Genomic DNA, 22,896 nt, shown 5'->3' with positions numbered 1-22,896 from the left:
AAAAGCCGGAGGGGCGCTGCGATGAAACAGCGCCCGTTTCAACGGGGGAAGACGCCTGTGACAGAGCCGCGATTCCGCTTTACTGGCTCATCACGTCGCTGAACTTTTCCTTGTTCGCCATGTCGTCCTTGAGGGCGGCAGCGGCGTCGTAATTCAACACCTTGATGGAAGCGCGATCCGGATAACCATCCGGCAAACCGGCATCGGCACGCGCCGGGATATAGCCCTGGCTAACGGCAAGCTTCTGGCCGTCTTCCGACAGCATGAAATCAACAAAGGCCTTGGCGGCATCGGGGTTCTTGGCGGTGGACAGGATCGCAACCGGCTCGGTCACAGCCGACACGCCTTCGCTCGGGAACACGAACTCCACCGGTGCGCCCTTGGCCTTTTCGCGGATCGGCATGTAGTCGACGATCATGCCGTAGAGCTTGTCGCCGCCCGCAACCGACTTCAAGACGTCGCCATTGCCGCCGGCCGCCTGTGCGCCGTTTTCAGCCAGAGCGGAATAGAAGTCCCAGCCCTCGGCGAGATTGCCGGTGAGCGTGACGGTGTGGATCATGGCCGCACCCGAGGTCAGCGGGCTCGGCATCACGACCTGCCCCTTGGCTTCCGGCTTGGTCAGGTCTTCCCAACTGGTCGGCTTCATCGGCGCGTTGGTGTTGTAAACGATGCCGGTGGTGATCAGCTTGGTGGAAAAATAGGTTTTGTCCCCGTCGATCAGGGACGCATCGATACCGTCGGTCTTGGCTTGCGGATAGGCCATCAAGCGGCCCTCCTCTTTCAAGCCTTCCATCGTAACGACATCGGCGATCAAGAGCAGATCGGGCTGCGGCTGACCGGCTTCGATTTCGGCGCGCAGCTTGGCCATGATCTTCGGCGTGCCGTCGCGCACCCATTCAACCTCGACGCCGGGATTGGCGGCCTTGAAGGCATCAACCGTTTCCTGTGCATCCGTGTTCGGCTGGCTTGTATACAGCACGAGCTTGCCGTCTGCGGCAAAGGCGGGCAGCGCTGCGGCGGCGAGAAAGGCAGTGGCGAGAAGCAGACGCATCGGTAATATCCATGTCATCGGTGGCAATGGCGGCTTGACCATACAGAAGCCGGATAGGTTCTCCTACCGCCGCTTCAACACGATTTCATGACAGATGGGAACGATTAGTCTGTCGGCTAAAAGCCGATCTTGAGCGCACCACCGACCGTATGCAGCTGGTCATCGCCCGAAAAGCTGCCGCGATAAAACACGGCGGCATCGACCTGCTGGCGGAAGGCGAGATCGAGACGGGCTTCCACCGTTCCGGCATTTTCGTTGCTGTCGCTCCCGTAAACCGTGAACGGCATGCCGGCCGCATAGGCATGCGTGCTGAATGGCGCATCGCCGCTCAAGCGCCGGCTGTAGGCGGCATAAAGGCTGGGCTTGACCACCAGATCGCTGTTCATCTGCCAGGCGCGGCTGATGCGTAGGCCGATATCGGTATCGGTCCGATCGATATCCGAGCCACCGGAAACCAGGTTGGCGGCACCGGCGCCGGTTTCGGCAAAGCTGCCGCCCTGCGCCGTTGTCCAGGACACCCCGACAAAGGGCTCCACATCAACGCCGCCGAGCTCTGCCGTGTAAGCGAGCTCGCCAAAGGCGCCGCCCGTCCAGCTGGAAGTGTCGCTGCGAGCCGTGCCTGACAGGTCGCCAACCGCCGTGAAGCGTTTCAGGTCGATGTCGTGGTTGGTGTAATCGGCACCGCCCGACAAGCGCCAGGGGCCGTGCCGCCAGTCGCCATAAGCGGTGATGCCGATGCTGGTAATGTCAGCGGAACTGACGCGGGCGCGATTGTCGAAGTCGGTACTGTTGTAATGCCCGGCGACACCCAATCGGACATCTTCGACAGGTTGGAAATCCACGCCGGCCGTCAGCCAGGGACCGCGCGAGCGTGCGTCCGCAGCATTGCCATCGCCCGAAACCTCATCGCGGCTATACCCGCTTTCGCCCCATAGGCCCGGTCCGTCGGCCTGTGCCAGATGGCTGCGCACCGCCCAGCGGCTGTTGCGCTGAATGCCGGCAATTGTGTCCAGCACCTGCGCATGCGCTTCGCCCGACAGGAGATCAAACGCGGTGAGCGCCTCCGTTTCCGTCAACGCCACGGTGGCATCGTAGAGCCCATTGCCGACACCGCCGGCCTCAATCGCCCGGGCGGTCGCGCGCTGGTTGCGGGTTCGCGCCACATCGGGGAAGGCGATCGCATTGCGTTCGAGGCGCAAGGTGAGATCGGACGCGCCATACAGCACGCTTGGATCAAGAAAAGCGAAGCTGGCCGTGATCGTGTCGAAGCTGCCGCTGATCGTGCCGCCTGCTGCAAGAAAACGGTAATCCCCGGCGGCTGCGCGGTTCTCGTTGGTGAGCTGCAGCTCGCCATTGACGAAAACATCGCCGCCGACATTCACGAGGCCTGCGCGCGCGCCATCCAGTTCCACGGCAAAGATCGCGCCGGGATCGAGCGTCAAATCGCCGGCAACCGTGAACGGCCCGGCAGCCTGCGCCACCAGCGTACCGGCCACCTCGGCGGATCCAACCGTGCCAAGACCGGACAGGCTGGCACCGGCGTCCACGGTGACGTCGGACGCCGCGATGCTGCCATCAACGGTCAAGCGGCCGGCGCGCACCAGCGTTTCGCCGGAATAGGAGTTGATGCCGGACAGGGTGAAGATGCCCGTGCCATCCTTCACCACGCCACCAGTGCCGGACAGAACACCGGAGAAGGTGGTCGAGCCATCATTGCCGCCGGTGGTCAGAACGGCATTCACGAGATCAACCGTGCCGGCACCTGCCAGCGAGCCTATCGTCTGGTCGAAATCTGCCAAGGCCAGTGTTGCCGGTGCTTCGACCGTAAAGGCGGATTGCGCGGCAAAGGCGTTTTCGCGGCCGGCTTCAAGCGTGCCGTCCTGCACGAGGGTCGCACCGCGATAGGCACTGGTGACGGACAGGTTGAGCGTTCCGGTGCCGCGCTTGATCAATCCACCGCCGGCACCGTCATCGGTGATCGTACCGTCGAAATTGGTGAGCGGCGTGGCGTCGCCCAGCGCCAGCGTGTTGGCGCCGAGCCTTGCATCGCCCGCGCCCGTCAGCTGGTTGAGGCCGATCGTATTTTGCGCATTGCGGATGTCGAGCGTCGCGCCGTCGTCGAGCTGCACAATCGCCGTTCCGCCGGATGTCGCGTCCGAGAAAGCGACGGTTGCGCCATCGCCGATCGTGATCGACGCCGCCCCTGCCGTTGCTTGATCGGAAAAGCTGACATTACCTGCGCTGGCGATTACCGCCTGCGCGGCCGTGCTGTTGCCGGCAAAGCTGATCGCACCACTGGCATTGCCGACGATTTCCGACGTGCCTGCCGAACTCGCATCCGCGAAAGACAGCGCGCCGCTGTTGGAAATGAAGCCGTCCGCAGCCGTGGAGGTCCCGGTAAAGGCGATCGAACCGGCCGTGTTGTTGGTCAGCGAGCCCGTGCCGAGCGTGCTTGCGTCTTCAAAGCGCACCGAACCGGAGTTGCCGATAAAGGCTGTCGTGCCGGCGCTTGCCTGGTCGCGGAAGGTGACGCTGCCCGTCTCGTTGTTGGTGATCTGCCCGCCCGCCAGCGAGGCATTGCCTTCCAAAACGGTCGCGCCACTGTTGGCGATGCGCGCGATGCCACCGTCAGCCTGGTCTGCAAACGTCACGGTGCCGCTTTGATTAACGGTGATCTGCGCATTGCCGGCCGTGGACTGGTTATCGAAGCGCACGGCATCATTGGTGGTCACGAAAGCGTCGCCCGCGGTGGCCTGATCTGCGAAGCCGAGCGAACCGCCGCCATTCACGACGATCCGGCTGTCGGCCGCCGTGGCGGCGTCATTGAAGCGGATCGCGCCCGTATCGTTGGCTGTTAGCGCAGCCGATGCCGCGGTGCTGTTATCCTCGAAGCGGGTGGACCCGCCATTGTTGATGATTTCTGCGGAAGACGCGGTCGCCTGGTCGCGGAAGATCACGGCGTCGTCGCCGCTTGTCGCCAGCGACGCCGATCCGGCAGAGTCGGTGCCCTGATAGATCGTCTCGGTGCCCGCAGCCATCACCGATACATCGGAGGCCTGCATGGCAAAGGGCATCATCGCGGCTGGTGCGGCCGCAGTTGTCTGGCTGTCGGAAGGCAGCATCGTGAAAGGTTCGGCACGTGCTGCGCTGAAGCCGGAAACGTTCAGCGCGGCAAGGCTGGTGCAGGCAAGCAGAACGGCACGGAAAGGCACGCGGCGGTCGACAGGACCGGCAGGCTGAACCACCTTGTGCATCGCTTCGCCCAGAACAGAGTTCCACTCAATGTCGCACGACGCAGGTTCACCCCTGCAGCGCCATCCTCCTCAAATCAGGAAGTGATGAAAACTTTATCAAAGTTCGCGCCACCGCATGCCTGATCGAACGCGGTTGTACCTGCCAAAGCTTGCGCCAACACTTCCTTGCCGTGGTTTCACCATACGAAAAGCGGGCGCGACCTCGATGGCCACGCCCGCGTGTTCAACGCTTGGCTATGACGGGATCAGTCCGTCAGATCGGCCGGAACCTTGCCGCCATTGTCGGCGAGCTTCTTCATCAGCGCCTTGTGCAGCCAGATGTTCATCGTGGCGGAATCATTGGTGTCGCCGGTGTAGTTCAGCTCCTTGGCGAGTTCCTTGCGGTTCGCCAGGCTGCTGTCGAGATCGAGCGCCTTCATCATGTCGACGATCGAATGGCGCCAATCGAGCTTCTCGCCCTTGGCGGCAACGGCCGAGTCCAGGATCGCCGCGACATCGACCTGTTCATGCTGCGATGCGCCACCCGCCTGCGGTGCGGCAGACGGTGCTGCACTCGGAGCGGCGGCAGGCGTGGCTGCTGGAGCGGCGGGGGCAGCTGCCGGTGTAGCGGCGGCAGAACCAGCGCCTGCTGATGGTGCGGCGCTTGGCGTTGCCGGTGCGGCAGATGGTGTGGCGGGCGCCGGAGCAGCAGCGGGCTTCGGTGCGGGGGCTGCTTCAGCCTTTGATCCCCAGATTGCGTTCTTGATCTTGTCGAAAACACTCATGGCGTTTTTCCTCAACTTGCATTGTCCGATGCGGATCGGTCGGCAGAAGAACGCAACAAGACGGAAAGGGTTCGCTGCAAACAGCGCGAACCAAGGTCTTTGCCTGCAGAAAGCAAGAATTTAGCCGGAAAATGAGTTTGAGGTGTGTTCCGGCTTGACGCTATCCTCGCATTGCAGAACACGACAGCAAAAAACATGGGGCGGCCAAACCACAGGCCGACCACACAAGGACTGAATGCCGATGCTGAGCTGGTACAGACGCCTTCTTCCCCGGGAAGATCGCTTTTTCGATCTCTTTGCGGCGCATTCGCGAACCCTGATTGGCGGGGCCAAGTCGCTCGACGCGCTTTTGTCCGGCAACGATATCGACCATCACTGCGCGGAAATCATGCGGCTCGAAGAAGAAGCCGACGTCATCACCCATGACGTGCTGGAAGCCACCCGCAAGAGCTTCATCACACCGTTCGACCGCAACGACATCAAGGATCTCATCCAGGCCATGGATGACGCGATCGACACGATGCGCAAGACGGTGAAGACCGTCACGCTGTTCGAGCAGCGCTCGTTCGAGCCGCTGATGCAGGACATGGGCAAGACCATCGTTCGGGCCGCCGAACTCACCGCCGAAGCCATCCCGCTCCTCAACAATGTCAGCGCCAATGCGCAGCGGCTCAATGAACTGGCCGAACAGATCCTGGCGGCCGAGGGCGAGTCCGACGATCTGCAGGATCGTGGCCTCAAGCTCCTTTACCAGACCTATGGCCGCACCGAACCGATGCGCTTCTTTATCGGCAACGAGATTTACAGCCAGCTGGAAAAGGTGGCGGACCGGTTCGAGGATGTCGCCAACGAGATCAGCGGCATCGTCATCGAGAACGTCTAGATGGACGCCACACTCGCTTTCCCCTTGCTGGTCGGCCTGATCGGCGTCGCGCTTCTGTTCGACTTCCTGAACGGGTTGCATGACGCCGCCAACTCGATCGCAACGATCGTTTCGACCCGCGTGCTGCGGCCGCAATATGCAGTGTTCTGGGCCGCGACCTTCAACTTCATCGCTTTCCTGTTCTTTGGCCTGCATGTGGCCGAAACGCTCGGCACCGGCATCATCGATGCCGACACGATCGATGCGACCGTGGTGTTTGCAGCCCTTATGGGTGCGATCGTGTGGAACGTCTTGACCTGGCGGCTCGGCATTCCCTCGAGCAGTTCGCATGCGCTGATCGGTGGCCTGGTGGGTGCCGGCGTCGCCAAGTCCGGTGGTGGCGCGATCGTCTGGTCGGGCCTGTTGAAGACCTCGGCCGCCATCGTGCTTTCGCCCGCCACCGGCTTCGTTCTGGCGCTGGCGCTTGTTCTGATCGTCGCCTGGGTGTTCGTGCGCAGCACACCCTTTGCCGTGGACCGCACCTTCCGCATCCTTCAGTTCATTTCCGCCTCACTTTATTCGCTGGGCCATGGCGGCAATGATGCGCAAAAGACGATGGGGATCATCGCCGTGCTGCTTTATTCGCAAGGGCTGCTCGGCGACACTTTCTATGTGCCGCTCTGGGTCGTTCTGTCGTGCCAGAGCGTTCTGGCGCTGGGCACCCTGTTCGGCGGCTGGCGCATCGTGCACACGATGGGCTCGAAGATCACGCGGCTGAACCCCATGCAGGGCTTTTGCGCGGAAACCGGCGGTGCGATCACCATCTTCATGGCAACCTGGCTCGGCATTCCCGTTTCCACCACCCATACGATCACCGGCGCGATCGTCGGCGTCGGTGCCGCGCGACGCGTTTCGGCGGTGCGCTGGGGCATTGCAGGCAACATCGTGATCGCATGGGTGATCACCATTCCGGTTACCGCCCTGATTGCCGCAATTTTTTACGCGGTCACCGCATTCATCGTTTAACATGAACGCTTGCAAGACACACACAAGATCGCGAGAAGGAGTCCTTAGCCGGTTAAGATTCGATGGCGAGCATGAAAGAGAAACGGGCCAAGGCGCTCGTCAAGAAAGGCAAGACGATCCGGCAGGTGGCCGTGCTTCCATATCGGAAGCGCGACGGTGATCTGCAGGTGCTTCTGCTGACGTCGCGCCAAACGAAGCGCTTCGTAATTCCCAAGGGCTGGCCGATGAAAGGCCTGTCCGATTGGGAAGCGGCCGTTGTTGAAGCCAAGCAGGAAGCCGGCCTTGTCGGCAAGGTCGATGATAAGCCTTATGGCAGCTATTCCTACTGGAAACGCTTGAAGACCATCTTCATACCCGTGACCGTGACCGTTTATGGTTTGCGCGTCACGCAGGAACTGGCTGAGTTTCGCGAGAAAGACCAGCGCGAGCGCGCCTGGGTGACGCCGCAACAAGCGCGCATGCTGGTGGACGAGCCGCATCTGATCAGCTTGATCGCCTTGTTCGAAGAGCAGCTGGCCGGCCAAGCGGCCTGATCTCCCCTTATGAACCGTGGGCCTAGCCGCTGTTGCGCAGGGCCGCGCGCACATCGTGCAGCCGCACCGGCTGGTCGGGAATGCTGATGGCGAACACGGTGCGCCCGCTCAGGCTTTCCACCAGTTCGATCGCGCCGCCATGGGCGCGCGCCAGTTCCTGCGCAATGGCGAGGCCGAGGCCTGTGCCGCCACTGCGTGCAGACCCGCGGAAAGCGGCGAACAGGTTCTGCCGTGCTTTTTCCGGAAGGCCGGGTCCTGTGTCCGCAACGATGATGCGCGACACGGTCCCGATACGCTCGGCCGAAACCGTCAGCCGTGAAACAACCGCCGCCGACGCATCGGCCGCCATGGCCTGCACGGCATTGCGGCAAAGATTGTTGAGGATGCGAAACAGCTGATCGGCATCCGCATCGACTTCAAAGGCGGGGTCGACGGCATTGATGAAGTCGAGCTGACCATCCGGCTCGATGCCGAGCAATTCGCTGACATCTTCCACCAGCTGGTGCAGGCGAACGAGGCGACGGGTCGGCGCGGCTTCCTGGGCGCGGCCATAGGCCAGCACATCCTCGGAATAAGACACCGCGCGGTCCAGCGTGCGCACCAGCTTGGGCGCAAAGGCCTGCACGGCTGGATCATCCACGCCGCGAAGACGATCCGACATCAGCTGCGCGGATGCCAGGATGTTGCGCATGTCGTGATTGATCTTCGACACGGCGAGGCCAAGATCGGCCAGATGCTTTTGCTCGCCGAGCTGGCGCTGCAACTGGCTTTGCATGGCCGACAATCCGCGTTCGGCCGATCCCAGCTCGTCGTCGCGCTCACGTGGCTGGATGATGCGACCGGGATTGTCGGGCTGGTCGGCAAAGTCGCGCATCGAATTGCGCATGCGGCGAATGGGATGCACCATCATCTGCAGGATGGTGAAGAACACGAGACCGGCGGTGAACACCGAGATCAGCAAGGACAGGAGAACGATGTTGCGCGCGTAAACCAGCATCGCGCGCCGCAGATCCTTGTCGCGGATGATCAGCTCGAACTGCTTTTCGCTTTCACCGACATGGCCATAAACGCGCAAAACGCGGTTGCCGCCGAAGAGCAGCGTGTCGAAGGCCCGGCTGATCGCAGCCACGGGACCCAGCGTATCGAGGTCGACATGCTCATCCACCGTGGTCGGCATTTCGGAGGCCAGAAGAAGTTGCGACTCGCCTTCTTCGCGAACGGCAATGGCGATCGCGCCTACGGAGCGAAGCACGTCTTCCTGCGCAGCATCTTCCAGCGGGCCGGGATCGGCGCGCAGAAGAACCAGGCTGACGGCGGCGGCCGTGCTCAAGCGCTGCTCGAACCATTGCATGCGGAAACTGGCGATGGTGGGCGGGAAGATCAGCACTTCGGCCGTCATCACGAACAGGATCGTCAGAACGAGGAGCTTGGTCGACAAACGACGCAGAAAAGGAATGCGCTCGGCGGCAGCGGCGCCGGCGGCATCAACCATCCCGGTGTCGGCGGCGACATCCGCCATCAAGATCCCTTTCCCAGCGCGACGATTGGTGCCTGCGGCAGCGCTCCAGGCCGACAGGTCCGCTCCGCCAGGCGGATAGACACCAAGCAGGCTTGCGCGTTCAAGAAACAAAATAGGCGAGTGCCGCGCATTTGCCAATTTCGCATGCCACCGAAACTACCACAGAGCGCCTGCAAAACCGCTTGTGCAAATGCCCGCGAAGGCTGCGGGCGGATTGACTTAACGGGAGGCCTTCCCTAGAAGGCGCGCAACGCTCGGGCTTCGCTCCGACGCATTTTCGTGCGCCGGTGGCTTTGCCCTTTTTCATATGCGGTTCGCCGCAACAATGAGAATTGCGTGTTAAGCGGCGCCGGCAACGACCGGTGTTCGTATCCATGATGGACCATAAGAAGGGCCGCACACCGCGGTATTAAAAAAATGAAGCGTACCTATCAGCCGTCCAAGCTCGTTCGTAAGCGTCGTCACGGTTTCCGCGCGCGCATGGCCACCAAGGGTGGTCGCGCCGTTGTTGCTGCTCGCCGCAATCGCGGTCGCGCACGTCTCTCGGCTTAATCAGCTAAGAGCAGGCAAACCATGTCCGGCAAAGGTCGGGCCGGAGCTACGGCGCCGGTTCGGCTCAAGAAGCGCGCCGAATTCCTGGCCGTGCGCCAGGGAGAAAAGCGCCGCGGGCCTTTTTTCCTGCTCGAAGTGCTGACCCACAGGGGTGATCAACCACCCCGGGTCGGCTTCACGGTGACCAAGAAGGTCGGCAATGCCGTGGTGCGCAATCGGGTCAAGCGCCGGTTGCGCGAAGCGGTTCGGGTTCATGCCGCACAAGGCATGGCGCCCGGCACCGATTATGTGATCGTTGGACGGCAGGATTGTCTTGCCGCACCCTTTGAAGACCTCGCTGGCGAACTGTCGCGCCGTATCGCCAAGCCAGCCTCGCGTGCCACGCGCGATTATCCGCAATCCGGCACCCATCCGGGCGGAGCCAGGGTCAGGACCTCCCATGCAAACAAATCGTAATTTCTTCATCACGATCGCCCTTTCGGTGCTGATCCTGACGCTTTGGCAGGTGTTCTACATGAACCCGCGCATGGAAGCGCAGCGCGAGGCCGCCCAGATCGAGGCTGAACAGCAGGCCGTGCAGCAGGGTCAGCCGGCCTCCACGGTCGACAATGTTCCGCAATCGGGCACCGGCATCGGCGGCGCGGCCTTGGCGCCGACCACAGGCGGCAATCTGGCCGTTCCAGGCACCGATGGTGCAACGCCGCAGACGCGCGAACAGGCGCTCGCCGCCACCGCCCGCGTGCCCGTCGACACCCCACGCCTCAGCGGCTCGATCAATCTGCGCGGCGCGCGCATCGATGACGTCAAGCTCAAGGATTACCATCTTACGGTGGACGACAGCTCACCGCTGATCGAGCTGTTGAACCCCGCCGGTCTGCCCAACGGCTATTTCGTTGAACTCGGCTACAGCGCACCTTCAAACAGCAATGTCGGCCCGCTTCCGGGTGCCGACACGATCTGGCAGGTTGAAGGCGGAAACGCTTCGCTGACCCCGTCAACGCCCGTTACGCTCGTTTACGACAACGGCCAGGGTCTGGTTTTCCGCCGCACGATCTCGGTGGACCCGAACTACATGTTCACCGTCAGCGACATGGTCGCCAACAATGGCGGCGAGCCGGTGAGCCTGGCGTCCTATGGCCGCGTCACGCGCTTCGACAAGCCGCTGGTTGCCAGCACCTATGTTCTGCATGAAGGCCTGATCGGCGTGACCGGCGAAGAAGGCCTGCAGGAGCACAAATACGCCGCGCTCGAAGACGACAAGCAGTTCGTGCCCGGCAAGTCCACGGATGGCTGGCTCGGCATCACCGACAAATACTGGGCAACGGCCATGGTGCCGTCGAGCAAGCAGGCCTTCCAGCCGCGCTATGCCTATTTCGACAGCGGCCGTCCAAGCTACCAGTCGGACTTCCTGTCTGACGCCGTCACGATCGCGCCCGGCGCCACCGACACGCAGGAAACGCTCGTTTTCGCCGGCGCCAAGCAGGTCGAGACGATCAACGCCTATGAGGAAGATCGCCAGATTCGCCGTTTCGATCTTCTGATCGACTGGGGCTGGTTCCACTTCATCACCAAGCCGATGTTCTGGCTGATCGACCACCTGTTCAAGCTGCTCGGCAATTTCGGCCTCGCCATTCTGGCGACCACCGTGATCGTCAAGGCCATCTTCTTCCCGCTCGCCAACAAGAGCTACAAGTCGATGGCGAACATGAAGAAGGTGCAGCCGAAGCTGCTTGAGATCCGCGAGAAGTATGCGGACGACAAGATGAAGCAGCAGCAGGCGATGATGCAGCTCTACAAGACCGAAAAGATCAATCCGCTGGCGGGCTGCTGGCCGGTGCTGATCCAGATCCCGGTGTTCTTCGCGCTCTACAAGGTTCTGTATATCACCATCGAAATGCGCCATGCGCCGTTCTTTGGCTGGATCCAGGATCTGGCGGCACCCGATCCGACCTCGGTGTTCAACCTGTTCGGTTTGCTGCCCTACGCCGTGCCTGCCTTCCTGATGATCGGCGTCTGGCCGTTGATCATGGGCATCACGATGTTCCTGCAGATGCGCATGAACCCGACCCCGCCCGATCCAACCCAGGCGATGATCTTCAACTACATGCCGATCATCTTCACCTTCATGATGGCCGGCTTCCCCGCGGGTCTCGTGATCTACTGGGCCTGGAACAACACGCTGTCGGTGACCCAGCAGGCGATCATCATGAAGCGCCAGGGCGCCAAGATCGAGCTGTGGGACAATCTCACCGGCTTGTTCAAGCGAAAACCCAAAGCAGCGGAATAAGCATGCGAAAGGCCGGTTCCGACCGGCCTTTTCCTTTTTCAAGCCAGGGAGACACGTGCCGTGACGGGTCCCAATCCCAACATCAAGCATCCGATGGCGCCGGCGCATAAGCGCGTCGGTTTCCTCAAGCCGTTGCTGGAAGACGCCGAGAACATTGAGATCGGCGACTTCACCTATTACGACGATCCGCAAGGTCCCGAGCATTTCCGCGAGCGCTGCGTTCTTTACCACTACCCGTTTGTCGGCGACCGGCTGGTGATCGGCCGCTTCTGCGCGTTGGCCGAAGGCGTCAGCTTCATCATGAACGGCGCCAATCATGCAATGGCGGGCTTTTCGACCTTCCCGTTCAACATCTTCGGCCATGGCTGGGAAGACGGCTTCGATCCCGCGACGTGGACGGCCGAGAACCGCGGCGACACCACGATCGGCCACGATGTCTGGATCGGCACGCAGGCCATGATCATGCCGGGTGTTTCGATCGGCAGCGGGGCGATCATTGCTGCCCGCGCGGTTGTGGTTTCCGACGTTGCGCCCTACACGATCGTTGGCGGCAATCCGGCCCGGCCGATCCGGCAGCGTTTCGACGACACCGTGATCGAGCGGCTGCTGGCAATCGCCTGGTGGGACTGGCCGCTCGACAAGATCAGCCGAAACCTGGATGCAATCCGAGGCGCCGACCTCGACCGCCTGGAGGCCGCACAATGACCGAAACCGTCGCCACCCTCGAGCCCGGCCTGTTCAAGCGGCCCTGGGTGTTCATTCGCGGCGTGCCGGACATGAAGTTCCTGCCGCCGGAAGGTCCGCCGGAAGTGGCCTTTGCCGGCCGCTCCAATGTCGGCAAGTCCTCCCTGATCAATGCGCTTCTGGAACAGAAGGGCCTGGCGCGCACGTCCAACACGCCCGGCCGCACGCAGGAGCTCAACTACTTCGTGCCGGAAGGCTTTTCGGGCGAAAACGGCAACCTGCCCCCGATCGCGGTGGTGGATATGCCCGGCTATGGCTTTGCCCAGGCGCCGAAGGAGCAGGTCGATCGCTGGACCAAGCTCGTGTTCGATTATCTCAAGGGCCGCGTGACGCTGAAGCGCGTGTATCTTCTGATCGACGGCCGTCACGGCATCATGAAGCGCGACGAGGAAGTCATGGCGCTGCTCGACAAGGCCGCCGTGTCCTATCAGGTCGTGCTGACCAAGGCCGACAAGCTGAAGACGCCCGGCGTCGGGCGCCTGCTCGGCGAAACCACGGAAAAGGTCAAGAAGCATCCGGCCGCGTTTCCCGGCGTGCTCGCGACCTCTTCGGAAAAGGGCGAGGGTCTCGACGAGGTGCGCGACGCCATCCTGACCGCCGCGCGCAGCTAAGCCCGCGAGACCTTCAAGCCGCTGCCGGCTTGAAGCTCATGGCAACGCCGTTGATGCAATGGCGCTTGCCGGTGGGCTGCGGTCCATCGTCGAAGATATGGCCGAGATGCCCGCCGCAGCGGGAGCAATGACATTCGGTGCGCACCATCATGAAGGAGCGATCCACGCTCGTGCCCACCGCATTCGGCACCGCGTCCCAGAAGCTCGGCCAGCCCGTTCCGGAATCGAACTTTGTGTCCGAGGCATAAACCGCCTGACCGCAGCCGGCGCATGAAAACGTGCCACGGCGATGCTCATCGTTCAAAGGGCTCGTATAAGCACGCTCCGTGCCTTCCTTGCGCAAGACGGTGAACTGCTGCGGCGTCAGTTGCGACCGCCATTCAGCCTCGCTTTTCTGCACGGGAAAGCTTGAACGGGGCTCCGCTGCGCTGGCTGCACCGGTGAAGCGTGCGTAAAGCGACGATCCGGCAGCAGCCAGAAGAGCAAAGGCTGCGGTTCCTCTGAGAAAATCGCGTCGTGGCATGGGACACCTCGCTGAAGCATTGGGGACGGCACGTATGCGCGCAGCGTGTTCGCCGCTCCCCTCTCATGTGGTGAGGATAACGCGAAACACAAAAAACCCTGCAAGGCCATTGGCGGCCTGCAGGGCAAGGGGCGCGCGGCGAGCTTACAAAACAGCCGCGCGCATCAGGAAGCCTTACAAGCTTACATCTTTGGCAGAAGAACGTGGTCGATCACGTGGATCACACCGTTGGACTGCTTCACGTCGGCGATGGTCACGGTTGCGACACCACCGTTTTCGTCGGTCAGCGTCAGCTTGTCGCCGTCCATCTTGGCCTTCAACACGCAGCCGCCAACCGTCTTCACGTCGTGCTCGCCGCCATCGTCCTTGATCATCTTGCCGATGGCCGACGACATCGCGTCAGCGGCAACGACGTGGCAGGTCAGGACCTTGGTGAGCTTTTCCTTGTTTTCAGGCTTCAGCAGCGTGTCGACGGTGCCGGCCGGAAGCATTTCGAAAGCGGCATTGGTCGGAGCGAAAACGGTGAACGGCCCCTTGCCGGAAAGCGTGTCGACCAGACCGGCTGCCTTCACTGCGGCAACGAGCGTGGTGTGGTCCTTGGAATTAACGGCATTCTCGACGATGTTCTTTTCAGCATACATCGGAGCGCCGCCGACCATCGGATTGTCTTGCGCAAAGGCGGTGCCGGCAAATAGAACAGCAGCCGTCATGATAGAAGCGGTGATCTTACGCATCTTGTAGTCTCCTCTCACTTTCCCTTTATTGGGCAAGGTACAGGGAAATACGAGGATGTTTCGCTGTGAGTTTCACCCACGCAAATTTTTATTCTAGATTTCTGTCAAACCGCCAGCAGCAACAACCGGTCCGGTTGGCTGCCCGGTGGGCGAACCACCGGCTGGTTCAACACTGATCGCAAAAACGTCGCCGATTTCCATGGCCTTTGTCATGGCGTCGGGCAGAGCGATGCGCGCCGTCTGGCCGCCCGGCACGATGCCGACGGACTTGGGCGCGTTCGTTCCCTTGATGACCCAGAGCTGGAAATCGCGACCGGTCGCAGGCTCACCCGACAGGTGGGAAAGCCCGACCTCGCCGGTCTGGCTGTCATACATCACGATATACTGGACATTGCTGCCTTCTGCGGCGAGCGATGCCACCATCTGCTCGCGGCTTTGCGGAGCGGGCGGATCGATAAAGGGCAGTGCCACAAAGGCAACGAGCGCGGCCAACGAACCAAGCGCCAGCGTGCGCCACACGGCCAGGCTGCTCCAGAAGCCGGAGCCCTGCTTTACAGTGGCTGGCGCGCTCGACGAAAACAGCCGCCTGTCGATCTGCGCCTTGATGCCGGCCGGCGGCGTCACTTCAACAAATTCGGCGGCCAATGGCCAGAACCGCATCTCCCACCCGTCCACCAGACGGGCGAAGTCGCGGCTTTCCTCCACGCGACGCTGGGCAGCAGCGCGTTCTTCAGCCGTTTGGAGGCCGAGAACATATTCGGCGGCGAGCACGTCGTCGCCCTCCGGTTCCCGCTCCATCTCGCCTGCGCCGCTCATCGTTCCAGACACTCTCTCAACTTCATAAGGCTGCGCCGCAGCCAGGTCCGCATTGTGTTGAGCGGCACGTTATGGCGCGCCGCCAGATCGAGATAGCTGTCGCCATCGAGATAGGCCCCACGAACAGCCGCCGCACGATCCGCTTCCAGCTCATCGAGACAGACATACACCTGCTCGCGCTGTCCGCCGGCGACGACCATGGCTTCCGGCGTCGGGCTGGGATCAGCCACGTCGAGTGCCGCGTCGATGTCGGTCGTTTTGTGCTTGCGTCCCCTCACCCGGTCCACCGCATGATTGCGCGCAACCGCAACCAGCCATGAAATCGGGCTCAGGTCGGAAACCGCAAAACGATCCGCCTTGGTCCAGATCTTGACGAAAACTTCCTGAAGCGCCTCTTCGGCTTCCGCACGATCACCTAAGACACGCAGACAAACGCCGAAAAGTTTCGCGGACGTGTTGCGGTAAAGAAGATCAAACGCCTCCCGATCCCGCATCGAGGTCCGAACAATGAGCTTGGTGATGTCTTGTGGCGTCATCCGCCAAGGTCCTGAAGGCGCATGAGGTATTTATAGAGCCACTATGCTTTTTGGCAACGCCGCTCGGCATCCACCATGACAATTACAGAACGGTTTGATCGCCTGCGGTTTCAAGGCTAGAAGCCGCTCCCAACGGTCACGCGAAACAGAGCATCACGATGGATAACAATCCCGAAGAGCAGGCCCGTCTTCTTTCGGCAGCCCTGCCCTACATGCAGCGCTACGAAAACAAGACCGTTGTCGTGAAATATGGCGGCCATGCCATGGGCAACGCAGCGCTCGGCCAGGCCTTTGCGCGCGACATCGCCCTGCTCAAGCAATCGGGCGTCAACCCGATCGTGGTGCATGGCGGCGGTCCGCAGATCGGCTCCATGCTGACGCGGCTCGGCATCCAGTCGGAATTCCGCGGCGGCCTGCGCGTGACCGACAAGGAAACGGTTGAAGTCGTCGAGATGGTTCTGGCCGGTTCGATCAACAAGGAAATCGTCGCCCTCATCAACAAGGAAGGCGAGTGGGCGATCGGCCTGTCCGGCAAGGACGGCAACATGGTGTTCGCCGAACAGGCGGCCAAAACCCATCGCAACCCGGCAACGGGCGAAACCGAACTGCTCGATCTCGGCTTTGTCGGCGAACCGGTTGAAGTCGACCGCACGCTGCTCGACCTCCTCGCCCGTTCCGAAATGATCCCCGTGATTGCGCCGGTGGCGCCGGGACGCGACGGCAACACCTACAACATCAACGCCGACACTTTCGCGGGCGCCATCGCCGGCGCGCTGCAGGCAAAGCGCTTGTTGTTCCTGACCGACGTGCCAGGCGTTCTCGATGCCGACAAGAACCTGATCCCCGAACTGACGGTGGCGGAAGCGCTGCGGCTGATCGAAGACGGCACGATCTCGGGCGGCATGATCCCCAAGGTCGAAACCTGCATCGACGCCATCAAGCGCGGCGTTCAGGGCGTCGTCATCCTCAACGGCAAGACCGCCCATTCGGTGCTGCTGGAACTCTTCACCGAACACGGTGCCGGCACGCTGATCGTGCCGTGAGACCATGCCGGTCGTCTTCCGACACAAGGGATTTCGGTTCCTGTTCTATTCGAACGAAGGCGACCCTCGTGAGCCGATGCATGTTCACGCGCTCAAAGACGGACTTGATGCCAAATTCTGGCTTTGGCCTGAAGTCTCCGTCGCGTATAATGATGGCTACAGCGCGAGAACCTTGCGTGAGTTGATCGAATTGATCACCCATCGTCGGCAATTGATTGCGAGCGAGTGGAATGCGTTCTTTGGTGAAAGCAACTGAGGTCAGGTTTGATGAGGACAGCTTCTGGGTGTCCTTGTCGGATGGTCGCGTGATCGGCGTTCCGCTTGCCTGGTTCCCCCGTCTTCTCAAGGCGTCACAGTCGCAGCGCGAAGCTGTTACGCTCAGTACGCGCGGGCTGCATTGGGAAGATCTCGACGAAGACATCCTGGTTGAAGGGCTGTTGGAGGGGCGTGGCGATCGCACACGGCCTCGCAAAAGCGAGCACGCGGCCTGAGCTTCAGCCCAACAGCACCAGCACCACGATCCCCGCTACGATCAGGAAACAGCCGGCGACTTCCAGTCGGTTGATTTTCTCGCGGAAGAAGAACACGGCCGCCGCAAAGGCGAAGATCATTTCCACCTGCGCCAGCGCCTTCACCACGGCGGCCTGCTGCAGGGTCATGGCCGAAAACCAGCCGAAGGATGCGGTGGCGCCCGTTGCGCCCACGAATAGACCGGGCTTCCAGGCCCGGCGCATCCGCTCGAATTCGCCGCGATCAACGAAGATCATCCAGGCAAACATCACCAGCGTTTGCATGGTGAGCGTGAAAACGAGCGTCACCGCTGCCTGCATCATGAAATTCGGCCCGCCTAGTGACAAGGACGCGGCGCGGTAGCCAACGGCGGCAACGCCGAACCCCATGCCGGAAGCAAGGCCGATCAGCGAAGTCTTCTGGAACACGGAGGTGACGAGCGAGCGCGGGTTGACCGGCGTATGTGCAACCGAAATCAGCATCACACCGATGACGCAGATTGCGATCGCCACCAGCACGCCGAAGCTGATCGTTTCAGACAGAAACAGGAGGCCAAACAAGGCGGCCTGCGCCGGTTCGGTGCGCGAATAAGCGGTTCCCACCGCGAAGTTGCGGAAGGAAAACAGGTGGATCAGCAGGAACTGCGCCAGGATCTGGCTGCCCCCTGCCAGACTGGCCCACAAAACGAAGCTGCCGTTGAGAGCGGGCAGCCGCATATCCATGCCCCAGTGCAGAATGGCCACGAAGACGAGCGCGAAGGGCAAACCGAAGGCGAAGCGCACGAAGGTTGCGCCGAGCGTTCCCATCGACGCCTTGAGATGCTTCTGCCCGACCGAGCGCAGGTTCTGCAAAAAGGCCGCGACGAGCGTGATGGGGATCCAGAGTTCCATGAGCCACCCCTAGTCCCACGCCCGGCCGATCGGCAAGGCGTTTCGGCGGCAAGGTCTTGGGCCAGCGAAGATGCGGCTTTCAGGCGGCGGCTTGTTCGGCTAGACATCCCCCATGTCCACACAGCCCGATCCCGCCCGCTTCGCCCACATCCGTGACTGGGTGTTTGATCTCGACAACACGCTTTACCCGCATCACTCGAACCTGTTTGCGCAGGTCGACGTGAACATGACAGCTTATGTGCAGGCGCTCGTAAACCTGCCGCGTGACGAAGCGCGCAAGCTGCAGAAGGATCTGTATCGCGACTACGGCACGACGCTCGCCGGCTTGATGGCGCGCTATGACATCGATCCCGACGACTTCCTCGCCAAGGCGCACGACATCGATTATTCCGGGCTGAAGCCCGATCCCGATCTCGGCGAAGCCATCAAGGCGCTGCCGGGGCGCAAGTTCATCTTCACCAATGGCGATCGCCGCCATGCCGAACGCACCGCGACCCAGCTCGGCATTCTCGAGCATTTCGAGGATATCTTCGACATCGTGGCCGGCGGTTTGACACCCAAGCCCGATCGCAAGCCCTATGACGCCTTTGTCGGCCTGCACAAGATCGCAGGCAGCAATGCCGCGATGTTCGAGGACATCGCGCGCAACCTCCATGTTCCGAAGGCTATGGGCATGACCACGGTGCTGATCGTGCCCAACAATTTCGAGCCGACCTTTGCGGAAGTCTGGGAGCGCGATCCCGACCAAACGGATGACGTCGATTTCGTCACCGACGATCTCGGCAGCTTTCTGCGGGATCTGCTGCCTCAGCTCGACTGAACGGCGCTGATCAGCGCCGCTTGAACTGCGTGGCCGCGCGCTTTACGGCTTGCGCCAAAGCTTCGCGCGTTTGCGGATGCAGGCCGCGGCTGCGGCCATAAGACGGGGCTGGTTCGGCCTTGCGATCGGCCGAAGCGCTGTGTTCGCCATCCTGCCGGCCGGTTGACCCGCTATCCCGGTTCGTTCCTTCAGACATCGAAACCTTTCCTTCTACCAAAGGGCCAATGCCGGACACCAAGCCTGGTTCCGGTGAAGAAAGCCTTGCCGTTTGGCAAACAGGCCCACCAAGCGCGCGGGTTCTTATTCCGCGGCTCGTTCCTTGTCTTCATCTTTATAGAAATCGCTGATCACGGACCACGCTTCCTGTGCCGTATCCACAAAGGTCAGCAGATCGCCGTCATTGGGCGAGATCGTGCCTTGTTCGGCCAGATAGTCGATGTTGACGGCGTTCTTCCAGAACTCCTTGCCGAACAGGATAACCGGCACGCGCTCCATGCGGCCGGTCTGGATCAGCGTCAGCGTTTCGAACAGTTCGTCCATCGTGCCGAAACCGCCGGGGAACACGGCAACCGCCTTGGCGCGCATGATGAAATGCATCTTGCGAACAGCGAAATAATGGAAGTTGAAGCAAAGCTCCGGCGTCACATAAAGGTTGGGTGCTTGTTCATGCGGCAACACGATGTTGAGGCCGATCGAGGGCGCGCCGACATCCGCCGCACCACGGTTGCCCGCTTCCATCACGCCTGGGCCGCCACCTGTCACCACGACATATTCGGTATGATCGTAGCTCGCAGAATGCTGCGACACCAACCGCGCGAACTCACGCGCTTCCTCGTAGTATTTGGCGTTGGCGAGCAGGTTGGCTTTCTGCGTCTCGTTCTTGGCCGCCCAGGCGTCGCCACCCGGTTCGGGAATTCGCGCGCCGCCGAACAGGATCACGGTCGAGCAGATACCGGCTTCCGCCAGGATCATTTCCGGCTTGAGCAATTCCAGCTGCAGGCGAACGGAGCGCAGATCGCGCTTGGTGAGGAAGTCCTGATCGTTCCAGGCAAGGCGGAAGCTCGGCGCACGCGTTTGAGGCGTGTCCGGGGTGGACTTCATCCGCTGCAGATCTTCATCGGAATGGGCAAGCGCGGTCCAACCCGCATTTTCTTTGGGCGTCATCGTCTCGTTCTAGCCTTTGCTGCGGTTTCGCTGGTTGAACCGCTTGTTTTGGATAGCGCCACCCTGCGGGCATGCGCGTGATTGACCCTTGTTGTGCCTTGCCATAGGTTCCGCGCGCCTTCCTGCAGAACCAGTGCCAGCGTCTTTCATAGGGCTGGTGTAACGGAGTTGACGCCATGACGAAAGCCGACTTGTCGGGTCTTGAAACCACGATCGAACAGGCTTTCGAGGCCCGCGACACCGTTCATATAGAAACGCGCGGCCCCGTTCGCGAGGCCGTGAATGAAGCGCTCGATCTGCTTGATCGCGGCGAAGCCCGCGTCGCCGAGCGTCAGGCCGACGGCTCCTGGACCGTCAACCAGTGGCTGAAGAAGGCCGTGCTCCTGTCATTCCGCCTCAACCCGATGGAGATCATCCGGGGTGGTCCGGGCGAAGCCGTGTGGTGGGACAAGGTCGCATCCAAGTTCGACGGCTGGAGCGCCAACGAATTCGAGAAAGCCGGCTTCCGCTCCGTTCCCGGCGCCATCGTGCGCCGCTCCGCTTTCGTTGCACCGGGCGCGATCCTGATGCCGTCTTTTGTCAATCTCGGCGCGTATGTCGGTGAAGGCACGATGGTCGACACCTGGGCAACCGTCGGCTCCTGCGCCCAGATCGGCAAGAACGTCCATCTGTCGGGCGGCGTGGGCATCGGCGGCGTGCTGGAGCCGATGCAGGCTGGCCCCACCATCATCGAAGACAACTGCTTCATCGGCGCGCGCTCCGAAGTCGTGGAAGGCTGCATCATCCGCGAGGGATCCGTCCTTGGCATGGGCGTCTTCATCGGCAAGTCCACGAAGATCGTGGACCGCGAAACCGGTTCGATCACCTATGGCGAAGTGCCGCCTTATTCGGTGGTTGTCGCAGGCGCCCTGCCCGGCAAGGCGATGGGCAATGGCGAGCCCGGCCCGGCTCTTTACTGCGCCGTGATCGTCAAGCGCGTCGATGAAAAGACCCGCTCCAAGACATCCATCAACGAGTTGCTGCGCGCGTGATGGGCAGCGACGCCTCTATTCTCTGGCTGTTTTTCGGCTTTCGTGGCCGCATCAATCGCAAGGCCTTTCTTCTCGGCGGCCTTGCGATGGTGGTGGTCACGATGTTCGTGCTGTATCGCGTCAGCATCGCCCAGGAACTGGCGCGGGGTCTGGATTTCTGGAGCACGATCCTCGCTGTTGTCGTGTTCGTGTCGCTTTGGTGCCAGGCAGCGCTTGCCGCCAAGCGCCTTCATGACATGGATCAGCCCGGCTTTTGGGCCGTCAGCATGTTCGTGCCAATCCTGAACTTCTTTGCCTTCATCGCCTTGTGCATCCTGAAAGGCACGCCCGGTGAAAACCGGTTCGGCCCGACCACCAATCTGCCGAACTGACACGCCTGCATCTTTCAACCAGGCAGCCTCTTGCAGGCGGGCAGGCTCTTCCATATTCCATCGGTCTATGAGCCTGCCCACTGATCCCGTCGCCAATCTCGCAACCCTGATCCGCTGCCCGTCTGTCACGCCGGCAGAAGGCGGCGCGCTGAGCGCGCTTCAAGCCATGATCGCGCCGATGGGCTTCGGCGTGGAACGCCCGGTCTTTTCGGAAGCCGGCACGCCGGATGTCGAAAATCTCTATGCGCGCTTGTCCGGCAACGGACCGCATCTGATGTTTGCCGGGCATACCGACGTCGTGCCGGTGGGCGATGAAGCCGACTGGACGCATCCGCCCTTCGCGGCAGCCATTGCCGGTGGCGAGATGTATGGCCGCGGCGCCGTCGACATGAAGGGCGGCATCGCCTGTTTCGTGGCAGCCCTTGCCCGTCACATCGAGCGCCATGGCGCACCTAAGGGCTCGGTCTCGCTGTTGATCACCGGCGACGAGGAAGGCCCGTCCATCAACGGATCGGGCAAGCTGCTCGAATGGGCGGCCGCCAAGGGCGAGACCTGGGATGCCGCCATTGTTGGCGAGCCGACCAATCCCGACGCGCTCGGCGACATGATCAAGATCGGCCGGCGCGGCTCGATCTCGGGCACGATCACCGTTCATGGCCGCCAGGGCCACGCCGCTTATCCCCATCTCGCCGACAATCCGGTTCGCGGCCTCGTCACGCTGTGCGATGCCCTGCTCGATCCCGCCTTCGATGAAGGCACAACCGACTTCCAGGCAACCAATCTGGAAATCACCACGATCGATGTCGGCAACCGTGCCACCAACGTCATTCCGGCGCGCGCCATCGCATCCTTCAACATCCGCTTCAACGACACTTGGAGCGCCGAAAGCCTGCAGGCCGAAGTGCATAACCGGCTCGATCGTGCTGCCGAAGACCTGCGGCTGCGCCCCGGCAAGGAAGATCCCGTTTCCTTCGATCTCGCCTGGACCGACCGGCCAAGCCACGTCTTCCTTACCCGTGACGAGAAGCTGATTGCCGCCTTGTCCGGTTCGATCGAGGCCGTGACCGGTGCCAAGCCCGTTCTGTCCACGTCCGGTGGCACGTCGGATGCGCGCTTCATCAAGGATTATTGCCCGGTCGTGGAATTCGGCCTCGTCGGCAAGACCATGCATATGGTGGATGAGCGCGTCGCCTTGTCCGACCTTGAAGGTCTCACCAAGATCTACGAACGCTTCCTCCAGGACTGGTTTGCCTGA

At 61.8% G+C, this 22,896-nt stretch carries 26 protein-coding genes; 15 read left to right on the top strand and 11 right to left on the bottom strand.

The genetic code is table 11. The features are described from left to right. Positions 1-79: 79 nt before the first annotated feature. From JYU29_RS01590 to JYU29_RS01580, 3 genes are all read right to left on the bottom strand, one after another. Positions 80-1,051, bottom strand: coding sequence for an ABC transporter substrate-binding protein (locus JYU29_RS01590; RefSeq protein WP_213983031.1), 972 nt, complete (start codon positions 1,049-1,051; stop codon positions 80-82). A 116-nt stretch (positions 1,052-1,167) separates the two neighbouring features. After that, positions 1,168-4,305, bottom strand: a complete 3,138-nt coding sequence (locus JYU29_RS01585; protein ID WP_213983030.1) for an autotransporter outer membrane beta-barrel domain-containing protein — start codon at positions 4,303-4,305, stop codon at positions 1,168-1,170. 245 nt (positions 4,306-4,550) lie between these two features. Beyond that, positions 4,551-5,069 (bottom strand): DUF3597 domain-containing protein, encoded by a 519-nt coding sequence (locus tag JYU29_RS01580; protein ID WP_213983029.1) that lies wholly within the window; start codon positions 5,067-5,069, stop codon positions 4,551-4,553. 241 nt (positions 5,070-5,310) lie between these two features. Here JYU29_RS01580 and JYU29_RS01575 point away from each other — a divergent pair, with 241 nt between their 5' ends. The 3 genes from JYU29_RS01575 to JYU29_RS01565 all read left to right on the top strand — a co-directional run bounded on the left by JYU29_RS01575 (position 5,311) and on the right by JYU29_RS01565 (position 7,490). Continuing rightward, positions 5,311-5,952 carry a DUF47 domain-containing protein gene (locus JYU29_RS01575; RefSeq protein WP_213983028.1) on the top strand — a complete coding sequence of 214 codons (642 nt, stop codon included), beginning with the start codon at positions 5,311-5,313 and terminating at the stop codon, positions 5,950-5,952. Next, positions 5,953-6,957 carry an inorganic phosphate transporter gene (locus tag JYU29_RS01570; RefSeq protein ID WP_213983027.1) on the top strand — a complete coding sequence of 335 codons (1,005 nt, stop codon included), beginning with the start codon at positions 5,953-5,955 and terminating at the stop codon, positions 6,955-6,957. It abuts the gene before it with no gap. Between the two features lie 71 nt (positions 6,958-7,028). Then, on the top strand, positions 7,029-7,490 hold the full coding sequence (locus tag JYU29_RS01565; RefSeq protein ID WP_347879828.1) for an NUDIX hydrolase: 462 nt from the start codon (positions 7,029-7,031) through the stop codon (positions 7,488-7,490). 22 nt (positions 7,491-7,512) lie between these two features. Here JYU29_RS01565 and JYU29_RS01560 read toward each other — a convergent pair whose 3' ends face one another. Beyond that, complete coding sequence (locus JYU29_RS01560) at positions 7,513-9,009, bottom strand: ATP-binding protein (RefSeq protein WP_431192820.1); 1,497 nt, start codon at positions 9,007-9,009, stop codon at positions 7,513-7,515. Positions 9,010-9,426: 417 nt separating this feature from the next. Here JYU29_RS01560 and rpmH point away from each other — a divergent pair, with 417 nt between their 5' ends. The 5 genes from rpmH to yihA all read left to right on the top strand — a co-directional run bounded on the left by rpmH (position 9,427) and on the right by yihA (position 13,203). Next, positions 9,427-9,561 (top strand): 50S ribosomal protein L34, encoded by a 135-nt coding sequence (rpmH, locus tag JYU29_RS01555; RefSeq protein WP_189503577.1) that lies wholly within the window; start codon positions 9,427-9,429, stop codon positions 9,559-9,561. Positions 9,562-9,582: 21 nt separating this feature from the next. Continuing rightward, the gene (gene rnpA, locus JYU29_RS01550) at positions 9,583-10,017 is read left to right on the top strand and encodes a ribonuclease P protein component (protein WP_213983025.1); all 435 of its coding nucleotides are present in this window, start codon (positions 9,583-9,585) and stop codon (positions 10,015-10,017) included. Next, positions 10,001-11,848, top strand: coding sequence for a membrane protein insertase YidC (gene yidC / locus JYU29_RS01545; RefSeq protein WP_213983024.1), 1,848 nt, complete (start codon positions 10,001-10,003; stop codon positions 11,846-11,848). Before rnpA ends, yidC begins: the two co-directional genes overlap by 17 nt. A 93-nt stretch (positions 11,849-11,941) precedes the next feature. Continuing rightward, the gene (locus JYU29_RS01540) at positions 11,942-12,553 is read left to right on the top strand and encodes a CatB-related O-acetyltransferase (RefSeq protein WP_250157231.1); all 612 of its coding nucleotides are present in this window, start codon (positions 11,942-11,944) and stop codon (positions 12,551-12,553) included. Next, a complete protein-coding gene (yihA, locus tag JYU29_RS01535; protein ID WP_213983022.1) occupies positions 12,550-13,203 on the top strand; it encodes a ribosome biogenesis GTP-binding protein YihA/YsxC in 654 nt (217 codons plus the stop codon). The genes JYU29_RS01540 and yihA overlap by 4 nt, the downstream gene beginning before the upstream one ends. Positions 13,204-13,216: 13 nt before the next feature. Here yihA and msrB read toward each other — a convergent pair whose 3' ends face one another. From msrB to JYU29_RS01515, 4 genes are all read right to left on the bottom strand, one after another. Beyond that, positions 13,217-13,726, bottom strand: coding sequence for a peptide-methionine (R)-S-oxide reductase MsrB (gene msrB, locus JYU29_RS01530; protein WP_213983021.1), 510 nt, complete (start codon positions 13,724-13,726; stop codon positions 13,217-13,219). A gap of 182 nt (positions 13,727-13,908) precedes the next feature. Continuing rightward, on the bottom strand, positions 13,909-14,460 hold the full coding sequence (locus JYU29_RS01525) for a fasciclin domain-containing protein (RefSeq protein ID WP_213983020.1): 552 nt from the start codon (positions 14,458-14,460) through the stop codon (positions 13,909-13,911). A 93-nt stretch (positions 14,461-14,553) separates the two neighbouring features. Then, positions 14,554-15,276 carry an anti-sigma factor gene (locus JYU29_RS01520; RefSeq protein WP_213983019.1) on the bottom strand — a complete coding sequence of 241 codons (723 nt, stop codon included), beginning with the start codon at positions 15,274-15,276 and terminating at the stop codon, positions 14,554-14,556. Further along, a complete protein-coding gene (locus JYU29_RS01515; protein ID WP_213983018.1) occupies positions 15,273-15,812 on the bottom strand; it encodes a sigma-70 family RNA polymerase sigma factor in 540 nt (179 codons plus the stop codon). Before JYU29_RS01515 ends, JYU29_RS01520 begins: the two co-directional genes overlap by 4 nt. Positions 15,813-15,964: 152 nt before the next feature. On the opposite strand from JYU29_RS01515, the gene argB reads away from it, so the two are divergent. The 3 genes from argB to JYU29_RS01500 are packed head-to-tail and all read left to right on the top strand — an operon-like array spanning position 15,965 to position 17,346. Then, positions 15,965-16,855, top strand: a complete 891-nt coding sequence (gene argB / locus JYU29_RS01510; protein ID WP_213984195.1) for an acetylglutamate kinase — start codon at positions 15,965-15,967, stop codon at positions 16,853-16,855. A gap of 4 nt (positions 16,856-16,859) precedes the next feature. Further along, positions 16,860-17,111 (top strand): DUF4160 domain-containing protein, encoded by a 252-nt coding sequence (locus JYU29_RS01505; protein WP_213983017.1) that lies wholly within the window; start codon positions 16,860-16,862, stop codon positions 17,109-17,111. Further along, on the top strand, positions 17,095-17,346 hold the full coding sequence (locus tag JYU29_RS01500; RefSeq protein ID WP_250157133.1) for a DUF2442 domain-containing protein: 252 nt from the start codon (positions 17,095-17,097) through the stop codon (positions 17,344-17,346). Before JYU29_RS01505 ends, JYU29_RS01500 begins: the two co-directional genes overlap by 17 nt. Before the next feature lie 3 nt (positions 17,347-17,349). Here JYU29_RS01500 and JYU29_RS01495 read toward each other — a convergent pair whose 3' ends face one another. Next, a complete protein-coding gene (locus tag JYU29_RS01495) occupies positions 17,350-18,255 on the bottom strand; it encodes an EamA family transporter (protein ID WP_213983015.1) in 906 nt (301 codons plus the stop codon). A 112-nt stretch (positions 18,256-18,367) separates the two neighbouring features. On the opposite strand from JYU29_RS01495, the gene JYU29_RS01490 reads away from it, so the two are divergent. Then, complete coding sequence (locus JYU29_RS01490) at positions 18,368-19,075, top strand: pyrimidine 5'-nucleotidase (protein WP_213983014.1); 708 nt, start codon at positions 18,368-18,370, stop codon at positions 19,073-19,075. A 10-nt stretch (positions 19,076-19,085) separates the two neighbouring features. Here JYU29_RS01490 and JYU29_RS01485 read toward each other — a convergent pair whose 3' ends face one another. Both JYU29_RS01485 and JYU29_RS01480 read right to left on the bottom strand, forming a co-directional pair. After that, the gene (locus tag JYU29_RS01485; RefSeq protein ID WP_213983013.1) at positions 19,086-19,271 is read right to left on the bottom strand and encodes a hypothetical protein; all 186 of its coding nucleotides are present in this window, start codon (positions 19,269-19,271) and stop codon (positions 19,086-19,088) included. A 104-nt stretch (positions 19,272-19,375) separates the two neighbouring features. Further along, positions 19,376-20,239, bottom strand: a complete 864-nt coding sequence (locus tag JYU29_RS01480; protein ID WP_213983012.1) for an LOG family protein — start codon at positions 20,237-20,239, stop codon at positions 19,376-19,378. Positions 20,240-20,415: 176 nt separating this feature from the next. Here JYU29_RS01480 and dapD point away from each other — a divergent pair, with 176 nt between their 5' ends. From dapD to dapE, 3 genes are all read left to right on the top strand, one after another. Then, a complete protein-coding gene (gene dapD / locus JYU29_RS01475; RefSeq protein WP_213983011.1) occupies positions 20,416-21,270 on the top strand; it encodes a 2,3,4,5-tetrahydropyridine-2,6-dicarboxylate N-succinyltransferase in 855 nt (284 codons plus the stop codon). Continuing rightward, positions 21,270-21,641 (top strand): DUF805 domain-containing protein, encoded by a 372-nt coding sequence (locus tag JYU29_RS01470; RefSeq protein WP_250157230.1) that lies wholly within the window; start codon positions 21,270-21,272, stop codon positions 21,639-21,641. The genes dapD and JYU29_RS01470 overlap by 1 nt, the downstream gene beginning before the upstream one ends. A 67-nt stretch (positions 21,642-21,708) precedes the next feature. Then, complete coding sequence (gene dapE / locus JYU29_RS01465) at positions 21,709-22,896, top strand: succinyl-diaminopimelate desuccinylase (protein WP_213983009.1); 1,188 nt, start codon at positions 21,709-21,711, stop codon at positions 22,894-22,896.

This window comes from Tianweitania aestuarii, from assembly GCF_018457165.1.
Taxonomy (GTDB): Bacteria; Pseudomonadota; Alphaproteobacteria; order Rhizobiales; family Rhizobiaceae; genus Tianweitania; species Tianweitania aestuarii.
This window is presented reverse-complemented; position numbering and strand designations above follow the sequence as displayed.